The 26,579-nt window shown below is 59.4% G+C and carries 19 protein-coding genes and 4 tRNA genes; 4 read left to right on the forward strand and 19 right to left on the reverse strand.

All coding sequences use genetic code 11. The features are described from left to right. The first annotated feature begins 7 nt into the window (after nt 1-7). Nucleotides 8-1,819 (forward strand): DUF885 domain-containing protein, encoded by a 1,812-nt coding sequence (locus tag VPH41_RS21290; protein WP_328571422.1) that lies wholly within the window; start codon nt 8-10, stop codon nt 1,817-1,819. Between the two features lie 72 nt (nt 1,820-1,891). Here the strand turns inward: VPH41_RS21290 and VPH41_RS21295 are convergent, their stop codons facing one another. From VPH41_RS21295 to VPH41_RS21385, 19 genes are all read right to left on the reverse strand, one after another. Then, nucleotides 1,892-2,731 (reverse strand): HDOD domain-containing protein, encoded by an 840-nt coding sequence (locus VPH41_RS21295; protein ID WP_328571664.1) that lies wholly within the window; start codon nt 2,729-2,731, stop codon nt 1,892-1,894. Nucleotides 2,732-2,806: 75 nt separating this feature from the next. Beyond that, a complete protein-coding gene (locus VPH41_RS21300) occupies nt 2,807-3,439 on the reverse strand; it encodes an ArsR family transcriptional regulator (RefSeq protein ID WP_152282017.1) in 633 nt (210 codons plus the stop codon). 631 nt (nt 3,440-4,070) lie between these two features. Further along, nucleotides 4,071-8,312, reverse strand: coding sequence for a DNA-directed RNA polymerase subunit beta' (rpoC, locus tag VPH41_RS21305; protein WP_034753138.1), 4,242 nt, complete (start codon nt 8,310-8,312; stop codon nt 4,071-4,073). A gap of 109 nt (nt 8,313-8,421) precedes the next feature. Further along, nucleotides 8,422-12,528: a DNA-directed RNA polymerase subunit beta gene (gene rpoB, locus VPH41_RS21310; protein ID WP_152282015.1), complete on the reverse strand. Its 4,107-nt coding sequence runs from the start codon at nt 12,526-12,528 to the stop codon at nt 8,422-8,424. 232 nt (nt 12,529-12,760) lie between these two features. Next, nucleotides 12,761-13,132 carry a 50S ribosomal protein L7/L12 gene (rplL, locus tag VPH41_RS21315; RefSeq protein WP_070223390.1) on the reverse strand — a complete coding sequence of 124 codons (372 nt, stop codon included), beginning with the start codon at nt 13,130-13,132 and terminating at the stop codon, nt 12,761-12,763. A gap of 67 nt (nt 13,133-13,199) precedes the next feature. After that, nucleotides 13,200-13,739: a 50S ribosomal protein L10 gene (gene rplJ / locus VPH41_RS21320; RefSeq protein ID WP_071326751.1), complete on the reverse strand. Its 540-nt coding sequence runs from the start codon at nt 13,737-13,739 to the stop codon at nt 13,200-13,202. A 320-nt stretch (nt 13,740-14,059) separates the two neighbouring features. Then, nucleotides 14,060-14,755 carry a 50S ribosomal protein L1 gene (gene rplA, locus VPH41_RS21325; protein ID WP_034753134.1) on the reverse strand — a complete coding sequence of 232 codons (696 nt, stop codon included), beginning with the start codon at nt 14,753-14,755 and terminating at the stop codon, nt 14,060-14,062. Next, nucleotides 14,755-15,189: a 50S ribosomal protein L11 gene (rplK, locus tag VPH41_RS21330; protein WP_034783246.1), complete on the reverse strand. Its 435-nt coding sequence runs from the start codon at nt 15,187-15,189 to the stop codon at nt 14,755-14,757. The genes rplA and rplK overlap by 1 nt, the downstream gene beginning before the upstream one ends. A 114-nt stretch (nt 15,190-15,303) precedes the next feature. After that, nucleotides 15,304-15,930, reverse strand: coding sequence for a transcription termination/antitermination protein NusG (gene nusG / locus VPH41_RS21335; RefSeq protein ID WP_034753130.1), 627 nt, complete (start codon nt 15,928-15,930; stop codon nt 15,304-15,306). Continuing rightward, nucleotides 15,930-16,313 carry a preprotein translocase subunit SecE gene (secE, locus tag VPH41_RS21340; RefSeq protein ID WP_010394308.1) on the reverse strand — a complete coding sequence of 128 codons (384 nt, stop codon included), beginning with the start codon at nt 16,311-16,313 and terminating at the stop codon, nt 15,930-15,932. Before secE ends, nusG begins: the two co-directional genes overlap by 1 nt. A gap of 32 nt (nt 16,314-16,345) precedes the next feature. Next, nucleotides 16,346-16,421, reverse strand: a tRNA-Trp gene (locus VPH41_RS21345). A 66-nt stretch (nt 16,422-16,487) separates the two neighbouring features. Further along, nucleotides 16,488-17,678 (reverse strand): elongation factor Tu, encoded by a 1,191-nt coding sequence (tuf, locus tag VPH41_RS21350; protein ID WP_077398776.1) that lies wholly within the window; start codon nt 17,676-17,678, stop codon nt 16,488-16,490. A gap of 88 nt (nt 17,679-17,766) precedes the next feature. Further along, a tRNA-Thr gene (locus tag VPH41_RS21355) sits at nt 17,767-17,841 on the reverse strand. A 43-nt stretch (nt 17,842-17,884) separates the two neighbouring features. After that, nucleotides 17,885-17,958 (reverse strand) — tRNA-Gly (locus VPH41_RS21360). 62 nt (nt 17,959-18,020) lie between these two features. Continuing rightward, nucleotides 18,021-18,105 (reverse strand) — tRNA-Tyr (locus VPH41_RS21365). A 222-nt stretch (nt 18,106-18,327) separates the two neighbouring features. Next, entirely contained in the window at nt 18,328-19,974 is a 1,647-nt protein-coding gene (locus VPH41_RS21370) for a tetratricopeptide repeat-containing response regulator (protein WP_152282014.1), read from the reverse strand. A gap of 122 nt (nt 19,975-20,096) precedes the next feature. After that, entirely contained in the window at nt 20,097-21,692 is a 1,596-nt protein-coding gene (locus VPH41_RS21375) for a DUF3369 domain-containing protein (RefSeq protein WP_328571423.1), read from the reverse strand. A gap of 63 nt (nt 21,693-21,755) precedes the next feature. After that, nucleotides 21,756-22,847: a J domain-containing protein gene (locus VPH41_RS21380; protein ID WP_328571424.1), complete on the reverse strand. Its 1,092-nt coding sequence runs from the start codon at nt 22,845-22,847 to the stop codon at nt 21,756-21,758. A 149-nt stretch (nt 22,848-22,996) separates the two neighbouring features. Further along, nucleotides 22,997-24,148 (reverse strand): class I SAM-dependent methyltransferase, encoded by a 1,152-nt coding sequence (locus tag VPH41_RS21385; RefSeq protein ID WP_328571425.1) that lies wholly within the window; start codon nt 24,146-24,148, stop codon nt 22,997-22,999. 102 nt (nt 24,149-24,250) lie between these two features. Here VPH41_RS21385 and VPH41_RS21390 point away from each other — a divergent pair, with 102 nt between their 5' ends. The 3 genes from VPH41_RS21390 (at nt 24,251) to ttcA (ending at nt 26,467) form a co-directional block, all read left to right on the forward strand. Next, on the forward strand, nt 24,251-25,036 hold the full coding sequence (locus VPH41_RS21390; RefSeq protein ID WP_328571426.1) for an SDR family oxidoreductase: 786 nt from the start codon (nt 24,251-24,253) through the stop codon (nt 25,034-25,036). A 64-nt stretch (nt 25,037-25,100) separates the two neighbouring features. Then, nucleotides 25,101-25,499, forward strand: a complete 399-nt coding sequence (locus VPH41_RS21395; protein ID WP_046682033.1) for a dihydroneopterin aldolase — start codon at nt 25,101-25,103, stop codon at nt 25,497-25,499. A gap of 32 nt (nt 25,500-25,531) precedes the next feature. Further along, nucleotides 25,532-26,467 (forward strand): tRNA 2-thiocytidine(32) synthetase TtcA, encoded by a 936-nt coding sequence (ttcA, locus tag VPH41_RS21400; protein ID WP_328571665.1) that lies wholly within the window; start codon nt 25,532-25,534, stop codon nt 26,465-26,467. Nucleotides 26,468-26,579: the final 112 nt, after the last annotated feature.

Consider the following 26,579-nt stretch of genomic DNA (forward strand, 5'->3'; position numbering starts at 1 on the left):
ATCGCGCATGAAGCATCGTTTTGCCGCCGGCACCCTCGGCACCCTGGCCATCTCCCTGTTGCTCGCCTACGCGCCCATGGCGCAAGCGGCGCAGCCCACAGCCAAAACCGTGGCCGTCAGCGCGCCCAAAGCGAAGCAGCAGCTGCAGGTGCTGGCCGATCAATACTACGATGCGCTGGCCCGTTTCGAGCCGATCAATGCCACCGAGAGCGGCGACAACCGCTTTGACGACCAGCTCGGCTCTGCCATCGTGCCTGCCGCGCGCGCGAAACAGTTTGCCCTGTACCGCCAGTACCAGAAGACCTTGCGCAGCATTGCCCGCGCGCAGCTGTCGCACCAGGACCAGATCAACTACGATATCCTCGACTATGAACTGGCCACGGCGCTGAGCTTCGAGCGCTTCCCCGAATACCTGCTGCCACTGAACCAGATGGACAGCATGCCCGTCACCCTGGCCAATTATGCGGGCGGCGAAGCATCGCAGCCTTTGACCACGGTCAAGGAGTACGACGCTTACCTGAGCCGTATCGGCCAATTGCCGGGCTGGATAGACCAGGCCATCGCCAACATGAAGGTCGGCATGCAAAAGGGCATCGTGCTGCCCAGGGCGCTGACGGAATCGGCCCTGCCGCAATTCAAGAAACTCGTCAGCGCCACGCCGCAGGACAGCGTCTATTACACGCCCGTCAAGAAACTGCCCGCCAGCTTTTCCGAGGCGGACAAGGCGCGCCTGACGCAAACCTACACCGTCGTCATCCAGGCCAAGCTGATGCCCGCGCTGCAGCGCCTGGCCACGTTCATGGAACAGGATTACCTGCCAGCCGGCCGCACGAGCAGCGGCTGGAGCGCCCTGCCCGACGGCGCGGCCTGGTACCAGGCGCGCGTGGCCAGCAGCACCACCACGGATTTGAAACCGGAGCAGATCCACGCCATCGGCTTGAAGGAAGTGGCGCGCATCCAGGAGCAATATGCGATCGTGGGCCCGAAGATGGGCTACAACGGACCGGCCGCCGGCTTGCCCGTGTGGGTGTCGGAACAGGCGAAATACCGTCCGTTCAAGACGGAGCAGGAAGTGCTCGACGTCTACCGCAAACTGAACGTGCTGCTCGACAGCAAATTGCCAGCCCTGTTCACCCTGGTGCCGAAGGCGCCGCTGGACTTGCGCCTGGAGCCTGAACTGAGCCGCGACACTGCTGCCGACCACTACACGGCGCCGGCCGCCGACGGTTCGCGCCCTGGCGTGTTCTGGTCCGTCGTCACCGATCCGAAACTGTATGGCGATACGGGCATGACCACCTTGTTCCTGCACGAAGGCAAGCCTGGCCACCATTTCCACCTGGCGCTGGTACAGGAAATGGACTTGCCGAACTTCCGCCGTTTCGGCGGCAACAATGCCTTCACGGAAGGCTGGGCCCTGTATGCGGAAACCCTGGGCAAGGAAATGGGCCTGTTCGACGATCCGGCCCAGTACTTCGGCCATCTGAACGACGAGATGCTGCGCGCCGTGCGCCTGGTGGTCGATACGGGCTTGCACACCAAGGGCTGGACGCGCGAGCAGACGATCAAGTACATGCGCGACACCCTCGGTTACGATGCCGTGGCGAAAAGCGAAACGGAGCGCTACATGGCATGGCCGGGCCAGGCGCTGGGCTACAAGATCGGCTCGCTGAAGATCGTGGAACTGCGCCAGCGCGCGCAACAGGCGCTGGGCGACAAGTTCAGCCTGCCGAAATTCCACGAAGTCGTGCTCAGCGACGGCACCCTGCCCCTGAAACTGCTGGAAGCCAAGGTCGACCGGTGGATCGCGCAGCAGAAATAAGACGCAGCGCCTGAAAGCAAAACGGCAGCGCCTCCGTGGCGCTGCCGTTTTTTTTGCCCGCAGCGTATTTCGCTACACCAGCAGCGCCGCACTCATGGAACGCACTTCCTCGGCCGATTCGGCCAGGATGCTTTGCAGAGTCTCGTTATCGATAATGAAATCGATGACGGAATCGGAGGGCGTGAGCATTTCCACGTACGTCACCTGCAAGGGCGACGGCACGGGCGACAATTGCTTGGCCAGCAATAAGGTGTCGAGCAGAGAGTCGGGCGGAATCGACAGCAAGCCGTCGCGCAAGCCTTCGATGGCGTCGCTGACGGCCAGCGGAATCAGCAGCTTCTTCATGACTTCGCGGGAAATGATTTCTTCGGCGGACTCCATCCAGTGATCGGCATCGTCGTCGAGCAGGCCGGGAAATTCATCGGCGCGCGACAACAGGTAAAAGCCGCCCACTTCATGCACGATGCCGGCGAACAGGGCCGTGTCCGCATCGACGTGCGTTACGCGGCGGGCCAGCACGTGCGCCAGCGCCGCCACGTGCGCCGTGTGCTCCCACAGTTGGGTCGCCTTCTGGCGCAGGGCGGGGTCGATGATCTTGCTGCCGAACTGGCGCACCACCATGGCCGCCACCAGCGCATACAGATTGCGGTACCCCATGCGCATGACGGCGGCGCGCACGCTGGTCACGGGCGCCCCCTCGCCACGGCTGTACACGGCCGAATTGGCCAGCGCGACCGTGCGCGCCGCCAGCAAGGGCTCGGCCAGCACCAGCTTGATCGCATGATCGATATGGCAGTCCGGTTCGGCCAGGGCCAATTGCAATTGCAAAGCGGAATTAACACTGGTGGGGAAGGTTAATTCTCCGCGTACCGCTTGGGAAACAATTAAACCGAAAGCCTGTAATTTATTCATCATACGTTCAATCCGCCTTAAATATTTTTCCAGCATCAATTCCATGCAGCAGAAATTAAATGCCAGACCCGGCCTTTAGAATATAGATGGCACGTCATTCGCTTGCAAGTGGGAATCTGGCAATGCCAGCGCATGCAATAGCGATTCATCGCCGATGACAAACAATTTCGGCTGCTGCAATACCTGCAGCAGGAATGGCTGCCCTTCACGCAGACGTCGGCGATAATCGGCCAGCGTATATAAGTTGGGATTGATTTTACGCCTCAAGGTTCGCTCGGCCGGGGCCAATCCCGTCAACAGATCGCCATAATTGGCTTCCTCGCCCACCAGCAGCAAATCGATGGCGCTGCCCGGCATATCCTGCCCCTTCGCCGTGGCACCCGACACGAAGGCCAGGTGCAACTGGGCACGCAAGGGCGCCAGGGTTGCGCTGAGCACGCCGACGATGCCGAAGGTTTTCTGCACCAGCCCGCTCAACTCGGGATACACGAGGCTTTCCTTGTTGGGCCAGAAGCGCCGCACATTGCCGATCCGTTCCGACGTGATCAGGCCGGAATCATGCAGGCGGCGCAGTTCCCGCTGCGCCGATGCGCTGCCCAGGCCCGTCAAGCGCATGATCTCGTTCAAGTGAAAGCCTTCATTCACGCGGACAAAGAGCAAACCCAGCAGTTTCTGCTGGGCGGGAGTAAACAGGGCTTGGGCAATCATGCGCCAAATCTTAGCATGAATGAACTGGAAACTGGCGTGGCAGGGGCAATAGTACGTGATGGCGCAACATCGCGGCAATGCACCGCCACCAGCCCGTTGCGCGCCCGGATGCAGCGAAGCGGCGATGCCCGGGCAAGCGACATCCGGCAATCAGCGCTCCTTGTGAGCGCTCACTTCCCATTCCTTTGCGCGATGAGCAGATGTCCCCGCCTGCCGTATCCGCCAGCGGTCTGCCCACGGCAGCGCCGCTTATGCAATCCATCCATTCCAGCTTGCCCCATACCGCACTCATTCACTGGGGCATATTGATTCACAGGCTAGCCAGAAAAAATACCAGCGCACCGGTTTAATTGTGCACTGCCCCCATGAATAACAGCATGGCGGACTGGACTTTCATTCCATGCTTCATTTATCCATGGCGTCTCTATAAACACCATGCGTGCATGGGCAATCTCCGGCAATAAGATTCTTTTCATGCGCTGCATACGCCTGTTAATGGCGGTGCTGCCGCATAAATACGGAGCGCCACGCTATACCGTATTGCGCGCTGTTTCTCCGCCTGTCCTGGAAAGCGCGCTGGCATAAAAAAACGGCACCCGAAGGTGCCGTTCTTGTCAGCTAGCAGCGTCGATTACGCTTCGTCGCCGTGATGTTGCTGGGTCTCGATATCCTGCAGCGCTTCGGCAGCTTCGCCGGCCATCGAGGCTTTCTCGGCCAGCAGCAGTGCTTGACGCTCTTCCACTTCCCACGCTTCTTTCTCTTTGCGTGCGCGGTGGAAGGCCAGGCCCGTACCGCCAGGAATCAGGCGGCCGACGATGACGTTCTCTTTCAGGCCGCGCAGACCATCGCGCTTGCCCATGATCGCCGCTTCGGTCAGCACGCGGGTGGTTTCCTGGAACGATGCGGCCGAGATGAACGAATCGGTCGACAGCGATGCCTTGGTAATACCCAACAAGACGTTTTCGTAGGTCGCTGGAATCTTGTTCTCAACGGCCATGCGATCGTTCTCGTCCAGCAGTTCCGAACGCTCTACCTGCTCGCCAACGATGTAGTTGGTGTCGCCGGCATTGACGATCTGAACGCGACGCAACATCTGACGCACGATCACTTCGATGTGCTTGTCATTGATCTTCACGCCTTGCAGACGGTACACGTCTTGCACTTCGTCAACGATGTAACGTGCCAGCGCTTCGATACCCAGCAGGCGCAGGATGTCTTGCGGATCGGCCGGGCCGTCCACGATCATCTCGCCCTTGTTCACGACTTGGCCGTCATGCACCAGCACTTGTTTGTCCTTGGTGATCAAGAACTCATGCTTGTTGCCGTCCATGTCCGTGATTTCCAGACGCTGCTTGCCCTTGGTTTCTTTACCGAACGCAACCGTACCCGTGACTTCCGCCAGCATACCGGCATCTTTCGGCGAGCGCGCTTCGAACAGTTCCGCAACGCGTGGCAGACCACCGGTAATATCGCGCGTTTTTTGCGATTCGGTAGGAATACGTGCCAGCACTTCACCAACCGATACCTGTTGACCGTCCTTGACCATGATCAGCGCGCCGACCTGGAAGCCGATCGCCACCGAGTGTTCGGTGCCGGCGATCTTGACTTCTTCGTTCGCGTCGTTGATCAGCTTGACTTGCGGACGCAGGGTCTTGGTCAGCGAACCGCGACGTTTCGCATCGATCGCCACCAGGGTGGACAGACCGGTCACTTCGTCGACCTGACGGGCTACGGTGACGCCTTCTTCGACGTTCTCGAAACGCACTTGACCGGCGTATTCGGTAATGATCGGACGGGTCAGCGGATCCCACGTTGCCAGGGCCGTACCGGCCTTGATGACCATGCCGTCCTTGACGATCAGGGTCGCACCGTACGGTACTTTATGACGCTCACGCTCACGGCCATGGTCGTCGGTAATCAGCACTTCGCCGGAACGGGAAATGACGATTTGCGCGCCCTTGCCGTTCGTCACGTAACGCATGGTTGCCGTGAAGCGGATGGTACCGTTCGACTTGGCTTCCACCGACGATGCCACTGCTGCACGCGATGCCGCACCACCAATGTGGAACGTACGCATGGTCAGCTGGGTACCCGGCTCACCAATCGACTGCGCTGCCACCACACCGACGGCTTCGCCGGCGTTGACCAGCATGCCGCGGCCCAGGTCGCGGCCATAGCACTTGGCGCACAGGCCGAAGCGCGTGTCGCAAGTCAGTGGCGTGCGAACCTTGACTTCATCGATGGACAGACGCTCGATCTCTTCGACCATGTCTTCGTCCATCAGGGTGCCGGCTTCGTACAGCGTTTCCTGGGTTTCAGGATTGACGACGTCATGCACCACCACGCGGCCGAGGATACGGTCGCGCAACGGTTCGATGACTTCACCACCTTCGACCAGTGCCTTCATGACGGCGCCGTTCATGGTGCCGCAATCGTCCTCGATCACCACCAAGTCTTGCGTCACGTCAACCAGACGACGCGTCAGGTAACCGGAGTTAGCCGTTTTCAGCGCCGTATCGGCCAGACCTTTACGCGCACCGTGGGTCGAAATGAAGTACTGCAAAACGTTCAGACCTTCGCGGAAGTTCGCGGTAATCGGCGTTTCGATAATCGAACCATCCGGTTTGGCCATCAGACCACGCATACCGGCCAACTGGCGAATCTGGGCTGCGGAACCGCGCGCGCCGGAGTCGGCCATCATGTAAATGGCGTTGAACGATTCTTGCGTCGACTTGGTGCCGTCGCGGCGGATCACGTCTTCGACTTTGAGCTGGTCCATCATGGCCTTGCCGACTTCATCCGAGGTCTTGCCCCAGATATCGACGACCTTGTTGTAACGCTCGCCGGCGGTCACGAGACCCGAGGCGTATTGCTGTTCGATCTGCTTGACTTCCGATTCGGCCGTCGCGATCAGGGTGACTTTTTGAGGCGGTACCAGCATATCGTCGACGCAGATCGAGATACCGGCGCGTGTCGCCAGGCGGAAACCCGATTGCATCAGTTTGTCTGCGAACACCACGGTGGCGCGCAGGCCGCACTTGCGGAACGACGTGTTGATCAGCTTGGAAATTTCTTTCTTTTTCAGCGCGCGGTTCAGGACGGAGAACGGCAGGCCTTTAGGCAGAATTTCCGACAGGATCGCACGGCCGATCGTCGTTTCGTAGCGGGTAACCGTTTTCTCGAATTCGCCCGTTTCGGCGTTTTTCGGGTATTCGGTAATACGCACGGTCACGCGGGTCGTCAGTTCGACTTCCTTGTTGTCGTAGGCGCGGATCACTTCCGACACGTCAGGGAACATCATCCCTTCGTTCTTCGCATTGATCGCTTCGCGGGTCGCGTAGTACAGACCCAACACGATATCCTGGGAAGGAACGATCGATGGTTCGCCGTTCGATGGGAACAGGATGTTGTTCGATGCCAGCATCAAAGTGCGTGCTTCCATCTGCGCTTCGATCGACAGAGGAACGTGGACCGCCATTTGGTCACCGTCAAAGTCGGCGTTGAATGCGGCGCAGACGAGCGGGTGCAGCTGGATAGCCTTGCCTTCAATCAGGACGGGCTCGAACGCCTGGATACCCAGACGGTGCAACGTTGGTGCACGGTTCAACATGATCGGATGTTCACGGATCACGTCTTCCAGGATGTCCCACACGACCGGTTCTTGAATCTCGACCAGCTTTTTCGCGGCCTTGATCGTGGTCGCCAGACCCATCAGTTCCAGTTTATTGAAAATGAATGGCTTGAACAGTTCCAGCGCCATCAGTTTCGGCAAGCCGCACTGATGCAGTTTCAATTGCGGGCCCACGACGATGACCGAACGACCGGAGTAATCGACGCGTTTGCCCAGCAAGTTTTGACGGAAACGGCCGCCCTTGCCCTTGATCATTTCTGCCAGCGATTTCAGCGGACGCTTGTTGGCGCCGGTCATCGCTTTGCCGCGACGGCCGTTGTCCAGCAGCGAATCGACCGCTTCTTGCAGCATGCGCTTTTCGTTGCGCGTGATGATCTCTGGAGCGCGCAGCTCCATCAGGCGTTTCAGACGGTTGTTACGGTTGATGACGCGGCGATACAGATCGTTCAGATCCGAGGTCGCGAAACGGCCGCCATCCAGCGGTACCAGCGGACGCAGTTCCGGCGGCAGCACTGGCAGCACTTCCATGATCATCCAGTCCGGCTTGATGCCCGAACGTTGGAACGCTTCCAGCACTTTCAGGCGCTTCGCGTATTTCTTGATCTTGGCTTCGGATTTCGATTCCTTCAGTTCCACGCGCAGGGTTTCGGCATCGCGGTGGATGTCGATCGAGCGCAGCAGTTCACGGATACCTTCGGCGCCCATGAAGGCGGTGAAGTCGTCGCCGTACTCTTCGTACTTGGCGGCGTAGTCGTCTTCCGACATGATCTGGCACTTCTTCAGCGGGGTCATGCCTGGATCGGTCACGACGTATGCTTCAAAGTACAGCACGCGTTCGATGTCCCGCAGGGTCATGTCCAGGACCATGCCCAGACGCGACGGCAGCGACTTCAGGAACCAGATGTGCGCGGTTGGCGAAGCCAGCTCGATGTGGCCCATGCGCTCGCGGCGCACTTTGGCCAGCGTGACTTCGACGCCGCACTTTTCGCAGATCACGCCGCGGTGTTTCAGGCGCTTGTACTTGCCGCACAGGCATTCGTAATCCTTGATCGGGCCAAAGATCTTGGCGCAGAACAGGCCGTCGCGCTCAGGCTTGAAGGTACGGTAGTTGATGGTTTCCGGCTTCTTGACTTCGCCGTAGGACCACGAACGGATTTTCTCAGGCGAAGCGAGACCGATCTTGATTGCATCGAAGGTCTCGTTGGTCTGTACTTGCTTGAATAGATCGAGCAGTGCTTTCATGTATCACTCCAGAGGTGATTAAATTTCTATATTCCTGAGACTACATTGCCCGGCGTGGTTTCCCAGCCGGGCTTTGTGTTTCCCAAACCAAATGACAGGTGGCTGTCTTTTAGTTGCGTTCGAGGTCGATATCGATACCCAGCGAACGGATTTCCTTGACCAGCACGTTGAACGATTCCGGCATGCCGGCGTCGATCACGTGGTCGCCCTTGACGAGGTTCTCGTACACTTTGGTACGGCCATTCACGTCATCGGACTTGACGGTCAACATCTCTTGCAAGACATACGACGCGCCATACGCTTCCAGTGCCCAGACTTCCATCTCACCGAAACGCTGACCACCGAACTGGGCTTTACCACCCAGCGGCTGCTGCGTTACCAGCGAGTAAGGACCGGTCGAACGCGCATGCATCTTGTCATCGACCAAGTGATGCAGTTTCAGCATGTGCATGACGCCGACAGTAACCTTGCGCTCGAACGCTTCACCGGTGCGACCGTCATACATGGTCACCTGGTTTTTCGAAGCGGTCATGCCCAGGTTCTTGGCGATGTCGTCCGGATACGCCAGGTCCAGCATGCGGCGGATCTCTTCTTCATTGGCGCCGTCGAACACTGGCGTGGCAAATGGAACACCTTTTTTCAGGTTTTCCGCCAGCTTCATGATCTCTTCGTCGTCGAAGTCGTTCAACTCTTCCGCGCGGCCGTTGTCGTTGTAGATCGTCGTCAGGTACTTGCGCACTTGCTCGACCTTGGTTTGCGCCTTCAGCATTTCGCCGATGCGGATACCCAGACCCTTGGCAGCCCAGCCCAAGTGAGTCTCGAGAATCTGACCAACGTTCATCCGCGAAGGAACGCCCAGCGGGTTCAGCACAACGTCGGCTGGCGTGCCGTCGGCCATGTATGGCATATCTTCCACAGGAACAATACGGGAAACCACACCCTTGTTACCGTGGCGACCTGCCATCTTGTCGCCCGACTGCAGGCGGCGTTTCACGGCCAGGTACACCTTGACCATTTTTTGCACGCCTGGTTGCAGCTCATCGCCTTGCGTCAGTTTCTTGCGCTTCTCTTCGAAGGCCAGATCGAACTGGTGACGCTTCTCGTTGATCGATTCCTTGATCGCTTCCAGCGCTACCGCAGCATCGTCGTCCGCAGGGCGGATGTCGAACCAGTGGTATTTGTCCAGATCGGCCAGGTATTCCTTGGTGATCTTGGCGCCTTTGGCCAGCTTTTTCGGGCCGCCGTTAACAACTTTGCCGATCAGCATTTTTTCCAGACGCTGGAAGGCATCGCCTTCCACGATACGCATCTGGTCGTTCAAGTCCAGACGGAAACGTTTCAGTTCGTCATCGATAATTTGCTGGGCACGCTTGTCGCGCACGATGCCTTCACGGGTGAAGACTTGCACGTCGATCACGGTACCGATCATGCCCGAAGGCACGCGCAGCGAGGTATCTTTCACGTCCGAGGCTTTTTCGCCGAAAATCGCGCGCAGCAGCTTCTCTTCCGGGGTCAGCTGGGTTTCGCCTTTAGGCGTTACCTTACCGACCAGGGTGTCGCCGGCTTGTACTTCCGCGCCGATGTAGACGATACCGGATTCATCCAGACGAGCCAGCTGGTTTTCAGCCAGGTTCGAGATGTCGCGCGTAATTTCTTCCGCGCCCAGTTTCGTGTCACGGGCCACCACCGACAACTCTTCGATGTGAATCGAGGTGTAGCGGTCGTCCTTGACGACGTTTTCCGAGATCAGGATCGAATCTTCGAAGTTCAGACCATTCCATGGCATGAAGGCCACGGTCATGTTCTGGCCCAGCGCCAATTCACCCAGGTCGGTCGATGCGCCGTCGGCGATCACGTCGCGCTTGGCAACACGGTCGCCCACTTGCACGATAGGACGCTGGTTGATGTTGGTGTTCTGGTTCGAACGGGTGTACTTGATCAGGTTGTAGATGTCGACGCCCACTTCACCAGCTTGCGCTTCGTCATCGTTCACGCGAATCACGACACGGCCCGCATCGATGTAATCGACGATACCGCCACGCAGCGCTTGCACGGTGGTGCCCGAGTCGACCGCAACGGTGCGTTCGATACCGGTACCGACCAGCGCTTTTTCCGGACGCAAGCAAGGCACAGCCTGGCGTTGCATGTTGGCGCCCATCAATGCACGGTTCGCATCATCGTGTTCGAGGAACGGAATCAGCGAGGCAGCGACGGAAACGATCTGGCCTGGTGCCACGTCCATGTACTGGATGCGCTCCGGGGAGACCAGGATGGTTTCGCCAGCTTCACGGGCCGAGACCAGTTCATCGGACAGCATGCCTTCGTCGTTGATGGTCGCATTCGCCTGAGCGATGATGTAGCGGCCTTCTTCGATGGCGGACAGGTAGTCGATCTGATCGGTAATCTTGGAGCCTTCGACCTTGCGGTACGGGGTTTCCAGGAAGCCGTATTCATTCAGGCGGGCATACAGAGCCAGCGAGTTGATCAGACCAATGTTCGGACCTTCCGGTGTCTCGATCGGGCAGACGCGGCCGTAGTGGGTCGGATGCACGTCGCGCACTTCAAAGCCGGCGCGTTCGCGTGTCAGACCGCCGGGTCCCAGAGCCGATACGCGGCGCTTGTGGGTAATTTCCGACAGAGGATTGGTTTGGTCCATGAACTGCGACAGCTGGGACGAACCGAAGAACTCGCGAATCGCGGCCGAAATCGGCTTCGAGTTGATCAGGTCGTGCGGCATCAGGTTGTCCGCTTCGGCTTGGCCGAGGCGTTCCTTGACGGCGCGTTCAACACGCACCAGGCCGGCACGGAATTGATTCTCGGCCAGTTCGCCCACGCAACGTACGCGACGGTTACCCAGGTGATCGATATCGTCGACTTCGCCGCGGCCATTGCGCAGTTCCACCAGGATCTTGATCACGGCCAGCACGTCTTCGTTCGACAGGGTCATGGCGCCCGTCAGCTCATCGCGGCCAATGCGGCGGTTGAACTTCATGCGGCCCACGGCCGACAGGTCGTAGCGGTCCGAGTTGTAGAACAGGCCGTTGAACAGCGCTTCAACGGAATCTTCCGTTGGCGGTTCGCCTGGACGCATCATGCGGTAGATCGCCACTTTCGCAGCCATCTGGTCGGCGGTGTCGTCGATACGCAGGGTTTGCGAGATGTAGGCGCCCTGATCCAGGTCGTTGGTGTACAAGGTCTGGATTTCGGAAATGTTGGCATCGCGCAGGCGGCCCAGCAGGTCTTCCGTCAGCTCATCGTTCGCGGACGCGACGACTTCGCCGGTGTCGCCATCGACGATGTTCTTCGCCAATACGCGGCCCAGCAGGTAGTCTTCCGGTACGGAAATGTGCTTGATGCCGGCAGCTTCGATATCACGCACGTGCTTGGCGTTGATACGCTTGTCTTTCAGCACCAGGGTCTTGCCCGACTTGTCGACGATGTCAAAGCGCGCCACTTCGCCGCGCAGACGCTCGGAGACGAATTCCATTTCCGCGCCTTCGGAGCGCAGGTTGAAATTGTCGAAGACGAAGAAGTTCGCCAGGATCTGCTCGTGCGACATGCCGATGGCTTTGAGCAGGATCGTGACGGGCATCTTGCGGCGGCGGTCGACGCGGAAGAACAGGATGTCTTTCGGGTCGAACTCGAAGTCCAGCCACGAACCGCGGTAAGGAATGATACGCGCGGAGAACAGCAGTTTACCGGACGAGTGGGTCTTGCCGCGGTCGTGCTCGAAGAACACGCCAGGCGAACGGTGCAGCTGGGAAACGATAACCCGCTCCGTGCCGTTGATGACGAACGAACCGGTGGTCGTCATGAGCGGCAATTCGCCCATGTAGACTTCCTGTTCTTTCATTTCCTTGACGACAGGCTTGGTTGGCGATTCCTTGTCCAGGATCACCAGGCGCACTTTCGCGCGCAGCGGCGACGCGAACGTCAGGCCACGTTGTTGACATTCTTTGACGTCAAAGGCAGGATCGCCCAGAACGTACGACAAGAATTCGAGACGCGCAAAACCATTGTGCGAAACGATAGGGAAAATCGAAGTGAAAGCCGACTGCAGGCCATCATTCTTGCGGCCGGACGGTGCTATGTCCTCTTGCAAGAAACTATGATAAGACTCGAGCTGGGTCGCCAGCAGGAACGGAACGTGGTGAACGTTGGCGCGCTTCGCGAATGATTTGCGAATGCGTTTCTTCTCAGTAAATGAGTAGTGCATGGACACTCCGTGAGTGACAGAAAGGATAGAAAATTCAGGTTTTGCAAGTGTTCGTTTGCACCGCTGCGTGTGACACAGACGAAACCTCAAGGCTCTGCTTTCCGGCTTGAATCGAACAAAACTGCTGCTACAAATACGATACAGACGACAAAGGAGCCAAAGTCGGATTTCCCCCCTTGCGAGGGGAAACCTCAGACTTTGACTCGGGCGCTAACTGACGCCGGTACAGATATTACTTCATCGAAGCGGTTGCGCCGGCTTCTACCAGTTTCTTGACTGCTGCTTCTGCATCAGCTTTCGACACTGCTTCTTTCACAGTTTTTGGTGCGCCATCGACCAGGTCTTTAGCTTCTTTCAAGCCCAGGCCGGTGATTTCGCGAACTGCTTTAATGACGCCAACTTTGTTTGCGCCGAAGGTGTCCAGAACAACGTTGAACTCGGTTTGCTCTTCAGCAGCTGCTGCTGGGCCTGCTGCAGGACCGGCCGAAGCCATTGCTGCTGCGGACACGCCGAATTTTTCTTCGAATGCTTTAACCAGGTCGTTCAGGTCCATTACGGACATGGCGCTAACTGCTTCCAGGATATCGTCTTTGCTAATTGCCATTTTGAAACTCCTAAATTTATTACGTTAGTTACATCAGATTGGTACTGAGAGAAAAAAGCGCGCGCAATTAAGCGGCTGCTGGGGCTTCTTCTGCTGCTGCTTCTGCAGGAGCTTCGGCGCCTTCGCCTTTTTTCGCTGCCAGGGCAGCCAGACCACGTGCAAAGCCCGAAACCGGAGCCAGCATAACGCCCAACAACTGCGAAATGAGAACTTCACGGCTAGGAATGCTCGCCAACGCGGTGACAGCAGCTGTATCCAGCGGCTTGCCTGCGTAGTTACCTGCTTTGATGACCAGTTTGTCGTTGGTTTTAGCGAAGTCAGCGATGACTTTAGCTGCTGCAACGGCATCGGCCGAGATCGAGTAGATCAACGGGCCGGTCATGGCATCTGCCAGGCTGGCGAATGCGGTACCTTCAACGGAGCGACGAGCCAGAGTGTTTTTCAACACACGCAGGTACACGCCTTGGGCACGCGCTTTAGCACGCAGTTGCGTCAAGTGACCAACCTGGATGCCACGATATTCGGCCACGACGATCGTTTGCGCAGCTGCTACTTGTGCGGAAACTTCGGCGACGACGGCCTTTTTGTCATTCAGATTGAGACTCACGGTCAACCTCCTTAAATGATGTTCGGCAATCACAACCGAGTGGTTGAGCGCCTTGCATCGGTTCGAACACGGCGTCCGAAGTCAAGAAGTACTAAACTGAGCGGATGGATTCACGCAGCATGAGGACTACAAAACTTGTTCGGGTACACCATCTGCGTTGGGCACTTGCCGTTGCCGGCAAGCCTATTAACCTTCTGCATGTGCAATCGCAGTCGGCCCAACGGTCTTTGATTGTCTGCCTGCCTGGTGCGAACACCGGGCAGACAGCCCAAAGATGCGCCCGCAGCGCCCGAAGGCGCTACAGGACTTGATTCTGTTACTTAAGCTGCCAGGCTAGCCTGGTCAACACGGACGCCAGCGCCCATGGTCGACGACAGCGAAACTTTGCGCAGGTACACGCCTTTGCTCGATGCTGGCTTGGCTTTGTTCAGTGCGTCGATCAGTGCGACCAGATTCGATTTCAGATCTGCGTCAGCGAACGATTTACGGCCGATGGTAGCGTGGATGATACCGGATTTGTCGGTACGGTACTGAACTTGACCGGCTTTCGCGTTTTTCACGGCGGTAGCGACGTCAGGAGTAACAGTGCCAACTTTCGGGTTAGGCATCATGCCGCGTGGGCCCAGGATCTGACCCAGGGTACCAACGATACGCATGGTATCTGGCGAAGCGATAACGATATCGAAAGGCATGTCGCCGGCTTTGATCTGCTCAGCCAGGTCTTCCATACCAACGATGTCGGCGCCAGCTGCTTTAGCAGCTTCAGCTTTTTCGCCCGACGCGAATACTGCCACGCGTACGGTTTTACCGGTACCAGCTGGCAGCACGACGGAGCCGCGCACCACTTGGTCGGATTTCTTAGGATCAACACCCAGTTGTACCGATACGTCGATCGATTCATTGAACTTGGCCGTTGCGCACTCTTTGATCAGAGCGACAGCGTTGTCGAAAGCGTACACTTTGGTACGGTCGACTTTGGCTTTCAAAGCCTTGATACGTTTGGATAACTTAGCCATTATACAACACCTTCCACCGTGATACCAATCGAACGAGCGGAACCAGCGATGGTGCGTACAGCAGCATCCATGTCGGCAGCGGTCAGATCAGGGGTTTTCAATTTAGCGATTTCTTCAGCTTGTGCGCGGGTCAGCGTACCGACTTTGTCGGTATGTGGCTTCGGCGAACCTTTGGTGATCGCAGCAGCTTTTTTGATCAGGTAGGTTGCTGGAGGCGTCTTCATCACGAACGTGAAGGACTTGTCCGCAAACGCGGTGATCACGACTGGGATCGGCATGCCTGGTTCCATACCTTGGGTCTGCGCGTTGAACGCTTTGCAGAATTCCATGATGTTCAGACCGCGTTGACCCAGAGCTGGACCGATTGGTGGGGATGGGTTTGCTTTACCAGCTGGCACTTGCAGCTTGATAAAACCAATGATTTTCTTTGCCATGATGGCTCCTATCTTGGATTGAGTAGTAGCGCCCCGCCGATCCTACCCTGGCGGGGCTCCTCTGACCGGATTTCGCTGAGACTGCCGCGGCGCTCCTGGTGGCGCTGATACAACTTAAACTTTTTCGACCTGGCCGAATTCGAGCTCTACCGGGGTAGCGCGGCCGAAGATGGTGACCGAGACGCGTACTTTGGATTTCTCGTAATTGACTTCTTCGACATTGCCGTTGAAATCGGTGAACGGACCATCCTTGATGCGCACTTGCTCGCCCACCTCGTACAAGGTTTTTGGACGGGGCTTCTCAACACCCTCTTGCATCTGCTTCATGATGCCGTCGATTTCGCGCGCGGAGATCGGCGTCGGCTTGTTCGACTTGCCACCAATGAAACCGGTAACCTTGCTGGTGTTCTTCACCAAGTGCCAGCTCTCGTCCGTCATTTCCATTTCAACCAGCACATAGCCAGGATAGAAACGACGTTCGGTGACGGACTTGACGCCATTCTTGACTTCGACCACTTCTTCGATCGGCACCAGGATCTGGCCGAACTGGTCTTGCATGCCCGCGCGCTCGATGCGCTCGGTCAGTGCGCGCATGACGCTTTTTTCCATGCCGGAATAAGCATGCACGACATACCAGCGCTTGCTGCTCACTGGCACGCTCAGCGCTGCACCAGTGTCCGCTACCGGAGCGTCGCCCGGAACGGACTCGTCCGCCGCTTCATCATGCACATTTTCGCTCATTATTTTTTCCAACCCAGAATTACGTCATACAACAAAAACTCGAGCAATTTATCCGTGCCCCACAGGAAAATCGCCATGACCAGCACAAAGGCAAACACGATCGCAGTAATCTGCGTGGCTTCTTTGCGGGTAGGCCAAACGACTTTCTTGGTTTCGCGCACAGCTTCTTTGGCGAAATTGAGAAATTCACGGCCGGTCGTCGAGACATACAAGAGCGCAACAGCAATAACCAAACCAGCCACAAGCGCGCTTGCACGCACCAGAGCTGGTTGGCCTGCCAGGTAATAAAACCCGACTACTCCTGCAATCGCAGCCACTATTGCCAGCGCGACTTTTATCTTGTCACTCGACGTGCTAACGGTTTGCACGGATTGATTTGACATTTTTCTACTTTCGGTGCCCTGCACCTTGACGGTGGCAGGGACGGAGGGCATCGAACCCCCAACCTTCGGTTTTGGAGACCGACGCTCTGCCAATTGAGCTACGTCCCTACGTAAAACTTTCGAGGAGTGCTATTCTACCACCCAGGACGCCCCGGGTGGAAGCATAACATTTCCTTATGCGATGATTTTTGCAACCACGCCGGCGCCGACGGTACGGCCGCCTTCGCGGATAGCGAAGCGCAGACCTTCTTCCATCGCGATCGGGTTGATCAGCTTGACGGTGATCGACACGTTATCGCCTGGCATGACCATTTCTTTGTCTGCTGGCAACTCGATCGAACCGGTTACGTCCGTCGTACGGAAGTAGAACTGTGGACGATAGTTGTTGAAGAATGGCGTGTGACGGCCGCCTTCGTCTTTCGACAGAACATAGATCTCGCCGGTGAAGTGGGCGTGTGGCTTGATCGAGCCTGGTTTTGCCAGAACTTGACCACGTTGCACGTCTTCACGCTTGGTGCCGCGCAGCAGCAGACCAACGTTGTCGCCTGCTTGACCTTGGTCCAGCAGTTTGCGGAACATTTCCACGCCGGTGCAAGTCGTTTTGACGGTATCGGTGATACCGACGATTTCGATCTCTTCGCCGACTTTAACAATGCCGCGCTCGATACGACCGGTCACAACGGTACCGCGACCCGAGATCGAGAACACGTCTTCTACTGGCATCAGGAATGCACCGTCAACAGCGCGCTCTGGCGTTGGGATGTAGGCATCCAGCGCATCGGCCAGACGCAGCACTGCGTCAACGCCCATTTCGCCTTCTTTGCCTTCCAGCGCCATACGTGCCGAACCTTTGATGATTGGCAGGTCGTCGCCTGGGAATTCGTACTTCGACAACAGCTCGCGCACTTCCATTTCAACCAGTTCCAGCAGCTCTGCGTCGTCGACCAGGTCGCACTTGTTCAGGAACACGATGATGTATGGAACGCCAACTTGGCGGGCCAGCAGGATGTGTTCGCGGGTCTGTGGCATTGGGCCGTCAGCTGCGGAGCACACCAGGATCGCGCCGTCCATCTGGGCAGCACCGGTAATCATGTTTTTGATGTAGTCGGCGTGGCCTGGGCAGTCAACGTGCGCGTAGTGACGCGTTTCCGTTTCGTACTCGACGTGGGCGGTGTTAATCGTGATACCGCGCGCTTTTTCTTCTGGAGCTGCATCGATCTGGTCGTATGCTTTAGCTTCGCCGCCGAATTTCTTCGACAGAACCGTTGCGATTGCAGCGGTCAGCGTGGTTTTACCGTGGTCGACGTGGCCGATGGTGCCGACGTTGACGTGCGGCTTGGTCCGTTCGAATTTACCTTTTGCCATTTTGAACTCCTAATGATTTGATTAGATTGCTCAGGCACACGCCCGACGGTCTGGTTTGAATTGCTTCTGTGCTGCCTGCTGCGAATTCTGGTGCCCTTGACGTGGATCGAACACGTGGCCTCTCCCTTACCAAGGGAGTGCTCTACCACTGAGCTACAAGGGCTGTAATTTGTTGCATGCGATGCATCAAGCATCTGAACGGAAACTGGAGCGGGTGAAGGGAATCGAACCCTCGTCGTAAGCTTGGAAGGCTTCTGCTCTACCATTGAGCTACACCCGCGAGGTATCGTTCACTTTATCTTCACTTACTTTTGCTACTACCCAGTTTTCCTTGCAAAAACTTGGTGGAGGGGGCTGGATTCGAACCAGCGTACTCATAGAGAACAGATTTACAGTCTGTCGCCTTTAACCACTCGGCCACCCCTCCGCGGGAACCGCAGAGTATGAAGCATCTACTCACAACTGTCAACCTTATTTGCTGATGCCTGACTGCTGCATTTGCGTATAAAGAAGAAGTTGGCTGCTTCGGGGCGTGATTATAAGCTCCCGATTTGAGAAAGTGCAAGGGTTGGCGAGAAAAAGTCGTCTTTTTTCGCATTTTTTTTATCCCCCCTGCCGGCAAGCCGCATTTTCCCGTCATTTTCCCCTTTTACCGGGCGTCAGGCGGATGCATCCAGGTGTTGCCATGGGGCTTATATTTACGCAATAACTGCTGATGCAGGCCGGACAGCACGGGCAATTTGGGGTTGCGCGGGTCCAGACGGCGCACGCCGGCAATAAACGTCAGCGCCTGCTGCCCCATGCGCTCATCCCAGCCTTCGTGCTCCAGGCATTTAAGCACGGCCACGGCCGCATTGAACACCACTTGCGGATTGTCGGGCAGGCGCGTGACGGCTTCGCCCATCAGATCGACGGCGCCGCGGAAATCGCCCTCGCCCGCCCTGGCGGCGCCGGCCGCCACCATGTCGGCCACTTCCTGGCGGCTTTGCCGCGCCAGCGCCTTGGCCAGCTCTTCGCGCCCCGCCTGCTCGAACACGGCCATGGCGCGCGTCATGGCCGCGCTGTCGGGCGCATTGCGCATGACTTCGCGCATCACCTCGGCTGCGCCGTCTTCGCGCCCATGGGCCAGGCAGTGGCGCGCCAGTTCCGTTTTAAGCATGTTCGAACTTCCCACGCTGTGGCGGTTGGCGGCCAGCGCCGCATCGAGCGATTGCTGCAGGCGTTCCTCGTTGCCCGTATGCGCATGCAGCATGGCGCTGCACAGGGCGCTGCACAGCTCCGTATTCTTTTGCCCGCCCATCGACTTGTCGAGATCGCGGATCACGGCCCCCACCTGCAGGGGATCGCCCTTGCGCACCAGGGTCTGCACCAGGCGCACATGGTCTTCCGGGTCGCGGAATTCCGAATACTTGGCCTTGCTGACCACCAGCTTCAGGGATTTTTCCGCCATGTCGATATCGTCGGCCGCCAGGGCCGCCTCGCCCAGCCGACGCAAGCGGCGCACGGCGTGCGGCGACAGGGCCACGGCCTCGCTCAGGGCCGCCTGCGCCAGTTCCGGCTTGCCTTGCGCCAAATGCGTGCGCGCCAGCCAGTCATACGCGTCGAGGAAACGCTTGTTGTTTTCCAGCAGCCCTTCCAGCATGCCCTGCGCCGCTTCGTATTCGCCCAGCAGAAATTGCGTCTTGGCCTGCCCCAGGCGCGCCCAGCCGATGGCCTTGGCGTCATACAAGGCTGCGTAGATCGGTTCGGCGTCGGCCGCCTCGCCCAGCAGCAGATGCAGCTCCGCGCGCAGGCGCAGGAAATCCGTGGCGTAGCGGGGATACAGGCTGGCGCCCTCGGCGCAGGCGGCAATCGCCGCGCGCTCGTTGCCCACGTCGATCAGTTCGTAGACGGGCACGAAGGCATTGCGCTTGTCCAGCGCGCGGCCGATGCGCTCCAGCATGTTGTCAGCGGTAAATGGCTTGAGGATGTAATCGGTGGGCAGCAGCTCGACGGCGCTGACCACCTTGGCGAAACTGCCTTCGCCCGTGACCATGAAAAACATGGTCGACGCATGCATCAGTTTGTGGTGGCGCAAGTCTTCCAGCATCTGCTGGCCATCCTGCCCGCCGTCGAGATCGTATTCGCACAGGATCAGGTCGTACGATTTGCTGCCCAGCATGCGGATCGCCTGGCCCGAGCTGGCCGCGTCATCGATCTTCGCCAGGCCGCACAGGTTGAGCATATTGTGCAGGCTGGCGCGCATGCCCGGATGGGGCTCGATGATCAGTGCGCTAAGGCCCTTGAGTTCTTTCATGTCGTGATGTCCGAAAACTCCGCGGCGCGCCACACTGGTGCGTGGCGCCAGCCAGCATGAGGCTGCCGAGTATATGACGGCGCCGCGCGCAAGGGAATGGCGGCGTGCCGAAAAACGCCAACTCAGGCGATGGCGCGCTCCGGATGCCACAGTTGCGGCTCATGGTCGATCAGGTCCAGCAGCGCCGCCACCACTTCCGGGTCGAACTGGCTGCCGCGGCGCTGTTCGATGTATTCGCGCACCTGCGGATATGGCCACGGTTCCTTGTAAGGCCGCTCGTGCAGCAAGGCATCGAAAACGTCGACCACGGCAACGATGCGCGCGGCGAGGGGAATGTCGCGCCCCTTCAGGCCGTTCGGATAACCGGCGCCATCGAAATGCTCGTGGTGGCCGCCGGCAATCTGTGCGCCATACGTGAGGTAGCTGACGCCGTCGACCATGTTGGCGGCCCGCTCGAGGATGGTGCGCCCGACGCTGGCATGCAGCTGCATCTGCGCCCGTTCCTCATCCGTATGCTTGCCCGGCTTGAGCAGCACGGCGTCCGGCGTGGCCACCTTGCCCACGTCGTGCAGGATGCTGGCCAGGCCGATCATGTCGAGCAGCTGCGGCGTGAGTTCGTCCGCATACACGCCGCGCTGCTGCATGCGGCGGGCGATGGCGTCGGACAATTGCTGCACGCGCCGCACGTGGCCGCCCGTGTCGCTGTCGCGGAACTCGGCCAGGTCGGCCAGCGCCACGACGGTGGCTTCCTGCGCCTTGCGCAGCTGGCCGAACATATACAGGTTGTCGAAGGCGGCAGCGATGCGCTGGCAAAACACTTCCAGCAAGTCGCGCTGGATCTGCGCCAGCGGCCACGGCGGCGTGACGGAGATGGCCAGCTCGCGGTTGCCTTCCGTATGGATGAACAGCACGTTGGCCGGATGCTCGAACTGGCTGCGCTTTTCCGCAAACGCCTTGTCGATGGTGGGCGTGAGCGCATGGTCGCTTGGCATGGCTTCGGCCTCGGCCAGCACGGCATAGGTGCCCGTGGCGGCCACCACCTCGGGCCGCCCGGCGCCGCCCTGCATCAAACACAGCACGCCGTCGGCGCCCACGTCGAGGATGGCGCTGACCTGGTTGAGCACGCCGGAAGCGAATTCGCGCAGGGAATGGATCTGGTACAGATTGGTGGCGCCGGCCAGGATCTTGCCCAGGCCGATGCGGCTGCGCTCGAGCATCATCAGGCTCTCGTAGGCGCGCAGGGCCGAGATGACGGTCGTAAACAGCTTCTGCGTCGTCAGTTCCGTCTTGGCCTTGTAATCGTTGATGTCGTATTCGATGATGACGCGCTGCTCGGGCGCCTGGCCCGGCTGGCCCGTGCGCAGCACGACGCGCACGATGGAATTGTTCAGTTCGGCACGGATGCGCTTGGCCAGGATCAGTCCCGCATCGTCCGTTTCCATCACCACATCGAGCAGGACCAGGGCGATATCGGGCGTGTCGCGCAAGATCTCGAATGCCTCGCGGCCGCTGTAGGCGGAGAACAGTTCCAGTTCGCGGCCCTTGAAACTGACATTGCGCAGCGCCAGCCGCGTTACCGCATGCACATCCACGTCATCGTCGACGATCAGCACGCGCCACAGGCGCTGGTCGGGCGCGGCCAGCCCGGCAGGACTGGCCACCGGCTCATCCTCGTCGAGCAGCCAGTTATCATCTGCATCGGCTTTGAGGTCGGTCATGAATACTCCTAAGGGATAAGTTCGATGTGGACGCTGCTTTGACGCCTATCAAGCATAATCAGATTAGATGCTGCTTACAACAGGATTCTTCGCGCCGTCGTCGCCAGCGGCTGGTGCCGACGTGGCAGCCGATGCACCGCTGCGCGTGCTGCTGCCGCAACTGTCCTGGCCGGGCCCGACGGCCTGGTAGCGCACTTCATACTTGCCCGCGCTGAGCTGCTCCACCAGCAGCTTGTCGTAAGCGAGGATGTACAGGTAGCGCACGTTCGAGCGCCGCTCCGTGTCATACAGTTTGACGAACACGGGCGCGGCATTGCTGCCGTTGTCGATGCTCACGGCCAGCTCATCGCCCTTGTTACCGATAGGGAAGCCATCGACATAGCCGGAATGCACGGGCCATGGTTCGCCATTCGGCGCCACCAGCGATGCCGACTCTGCCTTGCTTGCGCCATCGCAGGCGGGCTGGATGGCTTTCAGGCTCAGCTGGGACACGGCCAGCACGCGGATCTCGGGCGTCTTCGCTTGCTGGGGTTCGGGCGCATACGGCTTGCCTACCGCCCAGCTATCGACGGCCACGGGCTCGCCTTTCGATGGCGGCGCAGAGCTGGACGCTGGCGTGGCCGCCGGCGCATGGGGCTTGGCGCCATCGCGGGCCAGCCCGCTCCAGGCCGAGGCCAGCGCGGCAGGCATGGGCTGCGAAGTGTCGAGCATCAGCAAGGCGCCCAGCCAGCCCAGCAACAGGCAGACCAGCAAACTCAGCCACCAGCGCCAGTTGCGCCAGACGGGCTGCATGCCGCGCCGCGGCTTGCCCGACGGCGGCGGCACATCCTGCGCCCAGGCATGTTCATGCGGCTGGCCATGGCTTTTCGCGCGGCCATCGCGGCTCTTGCCCTCTTCCTGGTGGGTGCTTTCCAGCCATTCGATTTCCCACTCCTCGGCAGCGATCCACTCGTCGTGTTCCTTGCGCCGTTGCGGATCGGACAAGGTGCCATAGGCGCTATTGAGGATCGCCATGATGCGGGCGGCCTTTTCATCGCCGGGATTCTTGTCCGGGTGGTACTTCTGGCTGAGGGCTTTGTACGCGGCACGTATGACTTCCTGCGGCGCCAGGCGCGCCACTTTCAGGTTGTCATAGTGTGTATGTATCTTTCCCATCGTTCTATCTTGAAATCGGTGCGCGGCGACGGGTTCTTGCAGGATGGAACCGTGCTGTGTCGGTCATCATATACGATATGACAAGATAATAACCACCAGCAAACAGGAAATTGCAGGGCGGGACGGCCCTGCCTTGATATTGCAGGCGCTTACAGGCGATGGCTGCGGTCAGCGGACAACAGCGCTTCCGGCAACTCCACGCGGTGGCCCACGGCCAGCACCTTGAACAATTCCCCCATCTCGGCTGGCGAGACCAGCTTTTGCACGGCGCTCGCCTGCGGCAAATAGGTCTTGACTTGCTGGGGATCGGTACGCAGCAGCAAGTCGCCGAGCCCCGAGCCCAGCAGGAAGGAAGCCTGGTTCATGTAAGCGAGCACATCGAGACCCGCATCCTGCGCCGCCACGGCCATGGCCGTGAAGTCGACGTGGGCCGTGATGTCCTGCAAGCCGGGCAGATAAAACGGTTCCGCGTGCGCGTGGTGGCGGTAATGGCACATCAGGGTGCCCGTGGCGCGCAGGGCCAGGTAATACTCGTGCGCCGGGAAACCGTAGTCGAACAGCACGGCCGCGCCGCCCTTGCCATTGGTCAGCATGCGCGCCAGCGAGCGCATGAAGCCGCAGGCCACGCCGTGGATCTCCGTGACGTAGCCGACGGGCAAGGTATCGGCCTCGGGCACCTGGGCGGCGATCTGCGCGGCCACCTCGGCGCCGGCCGGACGCTCGACAAAGACGAACTGGCCATCGGCAATGCTGACATCGAGTTCGCACCAGCCGGCGGGCGTCTTGCTGATCAGGTTGACGGGCATGGCGTCCAGCACTTCATTGCCGAACACGGCGCCCTCGAAACTGTCGGGAAAGCCGTCGAACCACACCACTTGCGGGAAGGCGGCCAGCGCCAGCTCCTGGCGCGCGCGCAATTCGCCGGACAATTCGACGATCGCATACTGTTCTATAGGGATGCCGGCGCTGGCCGCCTCCGTCAGGATATCGCAGGCCAGCTTGCCCGTGCCGGCGCCGAATTCGAGGATGCGCGGAGCCGTTTGCGCCATAATAGCGGCTGCCACATGGGCCAGGGTGGCGCCGAACAGGGGAGAAATCTCCGGCGCGGTTGTAAAATCGCCATCTTTGCCCAGCTTGGCGGCGCCGCCGCTGTAATAGCCGAGGTCAGGCGCGTACAGCGCCAGCTCCATGAAGCGGACAAAGGGAATGGCGCCGTCATTGCGCGCGATTTCGGCGGCAATCTGGTGCTGCAAAGCATGGGACGCGGCCAGCGCGTCGCTATCGGGTGCGGGAAGAGACATTCCCGCATTGTAGCGAATCGGCGGGCCACGGCGCCAGTAGCAGCCATAGCACCGGCCGAGGCAGCCATGCGCACTTCACACACAAGCACAGTAAATAAAGACATGACTCCAGCATCGACACTGCCACACAGCACTCCCCGCGTTGCCCTCGTCACGGGCGCGGCGCGCCGCATCGGCCGCGCCATCGCGCTGGGCCTGGCGCGCGACGGCTGGGATATCGCCGTCCATTACCGCGACTCGCGCGACGAGGCGCTCAGCCTGGTGGCGGAAATCGCCGCACTGGGCCACCGCGCCCACGCCCTGCCCTGCGACCTGGCGCAGGAAGACGCCGTGCGCCAGCTGCTGCCGCAGGCGCAGGCGGCGCTGGGACCGGTAACTTGCATCGTCAACAACGCATCGTTGTTTGAATACGACAATGCGGGCGATTTTTCCGTCGCCGCGCTGGACGCCCACATGCACGCCAACCTGGCCGCCCCCATCCTGCTGGCGCAAGCGCTGTACCAGGCCACGCCGCCGGGAGAACAAGCCGTGGTCATCAACTTGCTGGACCAAAAACTGTACAATCTCAATCCTGATTTTTTGTCGTACACCCTGTCCAAGGCGGCGCTGCTGTCGGCGACCACCATGCTGGCCCAGGCGCTGGCGCCGAAAGTGCGCGTGGTGGGCATTGCCCCCGGCATCACCCTGGTCTCCGGCGAGCAAACGGAAGCGAACTTTACCAAGGCACATGAAAACACGCCGCTGGGACGCTCCAGCACGCCCGAGGATGTGGCCGACAGCGTCTGTTACGTGGCCCGCGCGCGCGCGCTGACGGGCACGACCCTGCTGGTCGATGGCGGCCAGCATTTGATCGGACTGCCACGCGACGTCATGTTTTTGACCAAATAATCAGCAGCCCTACCGCATACGCAACAAAAAACGAGTATTCCAGCATTCCCTAAAAGGTAAAACTATGTCGTCCGCCCTGTCCCACCCTCGCCTGGCCGATTGCCGCCGCCTGTTCCTGCGCAATTACGAAGTCCTCATCAACATCGGTGTCTACGACTTCGAGAAAAAGGGCGAGCAGCGCGTCCTCATCAACGTCGACCTGTACATTCCCCTGGCCCTGTCGACGCCCAAGGATGACCAGCTGGAAGAAGTGGTCGATTACGACTTCATGCGCGAAACCATCGCCAAGCGCATGGCGCAAGGCCACGTGCAGCTGCAGGAAAGCCTGGTCGACGACGTGCTGGCCGCCATGCTGGCCCACCCGCGCGTGCGCGCCGCGCGCGTGTCGTCCATGAAACCGGACGTGTATCCCGACTGCGAAGGCGTAGGCGTGGAAGTATTCAAGATCAAGGATGAAGCATGAGCAACATGAACAATGCCGCAGTGATGGAACTGATGACGGCCGCCGTGGAAATCCCGGCCAATGTGGAAGCGCAGAAACTGGCGCGCAAGAAGGCGGAAAAGATCGCCCTGGAAAACAACAAGCTGCACAAGCGCCTGTGCCGCCTCGTGGGCCAGGCCATCGGCGATTTCAATATGATCGAAGACGGCGACAAGGTGATGGTGTGCCTGTCGGGCGGCAAGGACAGCTACGCGCTGCTGGACATCCTGATGACCTTGCGCGAGCGCGCGCCGATTCACTTCGATATCGTCGCCGTCAACCTGGACCAGAAGCAGCCGAACTTCCCGCCGGAAATCCTGCCCGCCTACCTGACGGAACTGGGCGTGGCTTTCCACATCGAAAACCAGGATACCTACAGCATCGTCAAGCGCCTGATCCCGGAAGGCAAGACGACCTGCTCGCTGTGCTCGCGCCTGCGCCGCGGCATCCTGTACCGCGTGGCCGACGAGCTGGGCGCCAACAAGATCGCCCTGGGCCACCACCGCGATGACATTCTTGAAACTTTCTTCCTGAATATGTTCTTCGGCGGCAAACTGAAAGGCATGCCGGCCAAGCTGCAATCGGACGACGGCAAGCACATCGTCATCCGCCCGATGGCCTACGTGAAGGAAGAAGACACGCAGCGCTATGCGGAAGTCAAGGGCTTCCCCATCATTCCATGCGACCTGTGCGGTTCGCAGGAAAACCTGCAGCGCAAGCAGATCAAGGGCTTGATGCGCGAATGGGACAAGAAATTCCCGGGCCGCGTGGAAAGCATCTTCTCGGCCCTGTCGAACGTGGCGCCATCGCACCTGATGGACCCGAAACTGTTCGGTTTCAAGGATTTGAAGGCGGACGGCGTGGCCAACCCCATGGGCGACATCGCGTTCGACGAAGAGCCGTGCTCGACGCCCACCACCTTCGGCACGATCCCGCTGCAACCGCTGTAATCGGCTGATCTCAGCCCCTGTTGTTTCGCCGCCACCGCCCAGGTGGCGGCGCCCCGCCTCTTTCCCCCTCCCCTCATTTGCTGTACCGTAGGCAACTCTGCCGGTACGCGGT

Origin of the sequence: Janthinobacterium sp. P210006 (genome assembly GCF_036231885.1) — a bacterium.
Lineage (GTDB): Bacteria > Pseudomonadota > Gammaproteobacteria > Burkholderiales > Burkholderiaceae_D > Janthinobacterium > Janthinobacterium violaceinigrum.

Bases quoted from the DNA above. Each gene is read 5' to 3' on its own strand.
- VPH41_RS21290 (WP_328571422.1), top strand. From the start codon at position 8: ATGAAGCATCGTTTTGCCGCCGGCACCCTCGGCACCCTGGCCATCTCC.
- VPH41_RS21295 (WP_328571664.1), bottom strand. From the start codon at position 2,731: ATGAATAAATTACAGGCTTTCGGTTTAATTGTTTCCCAAGCGGTACGC.
- VPH41_RS21300 (WP_152282017.1), bottom strand. From the start codon at position 3,439: ATGATTGCCCAAGCCCTGTTTACTCCCGCCCAGCAGAAACTGCTGGGT.
- rpoC (WP_034753138.1), bottom strand. From the start codon at position 8,312: ATGAAAGCACTGCTCGATCTATTCAAGCAAGTACAGACCAACGAGACC.
- rpoB (WP_152282015.1), bottom strand. From the start codon at position 12,528: ATGCACTACTCATTTACTGAGAAGAAACGCATTCGCAAATCATTCGCG.
- rplL (WP_070223390.1), bottom strand. From the start codon at position 13,132: ATGGCAATTAGCAAAGACGATATCCTGGAAGCAGTTAGCGCCATGTCC.
- rplA (WP_034753134.1), bottom strand. From the start codon at position 14,755: ATGGCTAAGTTATCCAAACGTATCAAGGCTTTGAAAGCCAAAGTCGAC.
- rplK (WP_034783246.1), bottom strand. From the start codon at position 15,189: ATGGCAAAGAAAATCATTGGTTTTATCAAGCTGCAAGTGCCAGCTGGT.
- nusG (WP_034753130.1), bottom strand. From the start codon at position 15,930: ATGAGCGAAAATGTGCATGATGAAGCGGCGGACGAGTCCGTTCCGGGC.
- secE (WP_010394308.1), bottom strand. From the start codon at position 16,313: ATGTCAAATCAATCCGTGCAAACCGTTAGCACGTCGAGTGACAAGATA.
- tuf (WP_077398776.1), bottom strand. From the start codon at position 17,678: ATGGCAAAAGGTAAATTCGAACGGACCAAGCCGCACGTCAACGTCGGC.
- VPH41_RS21370 (WP_152282014.1), bottom strand. From the start codon at position 19,974: ATGAAAGAACTCAAGGGCCTTAGCGCACTGATCATCGAGCCCCATCCG.
- VPH41_RS21375 (WP_328571423.1), bottom strand. From the start codon at position 21,692: ATGACCGACCTCAAAGCCGATGCAGATGATAACTGGCTGCTCGACGAG.
- VPH41_RS21380 (WP_328571424.1), bottom strand. From the start codon at position 22,847: ATGGGAAAGATACATACACACTATGACAACCTGAAAGTGGCGCGCCTG.
- VPH41_RS21385 (WP_328571425.1), bottom strand. From the start codon at position 24,148: ATGTCTCTTCCCGCACCCGATAGCGACGCGCTGGCCGCGTCCCATGCT.
- VPH41_RS21390 (WP_328571426.1), top strand. From the start codon at position 24,251: ATGACTCCAGCATCGACACTGCCACACAGCACTCCCCGCGTTGCCCTC.
- VPH41_RS21395 (WP_046682033.1), top strand. From the start codon at position 25,101: ATGTCGTCCGCCCTGTCCCACCCTCGCCTGGCCGATTGCCGCCGCCTG.
- ttcA (WP_328571665.1), top strand. From the start codon at position 25,532: ATGACGGCCGCCGTGGAAATCCCGGCCAATGTGGAAGCGCAGAAACTG.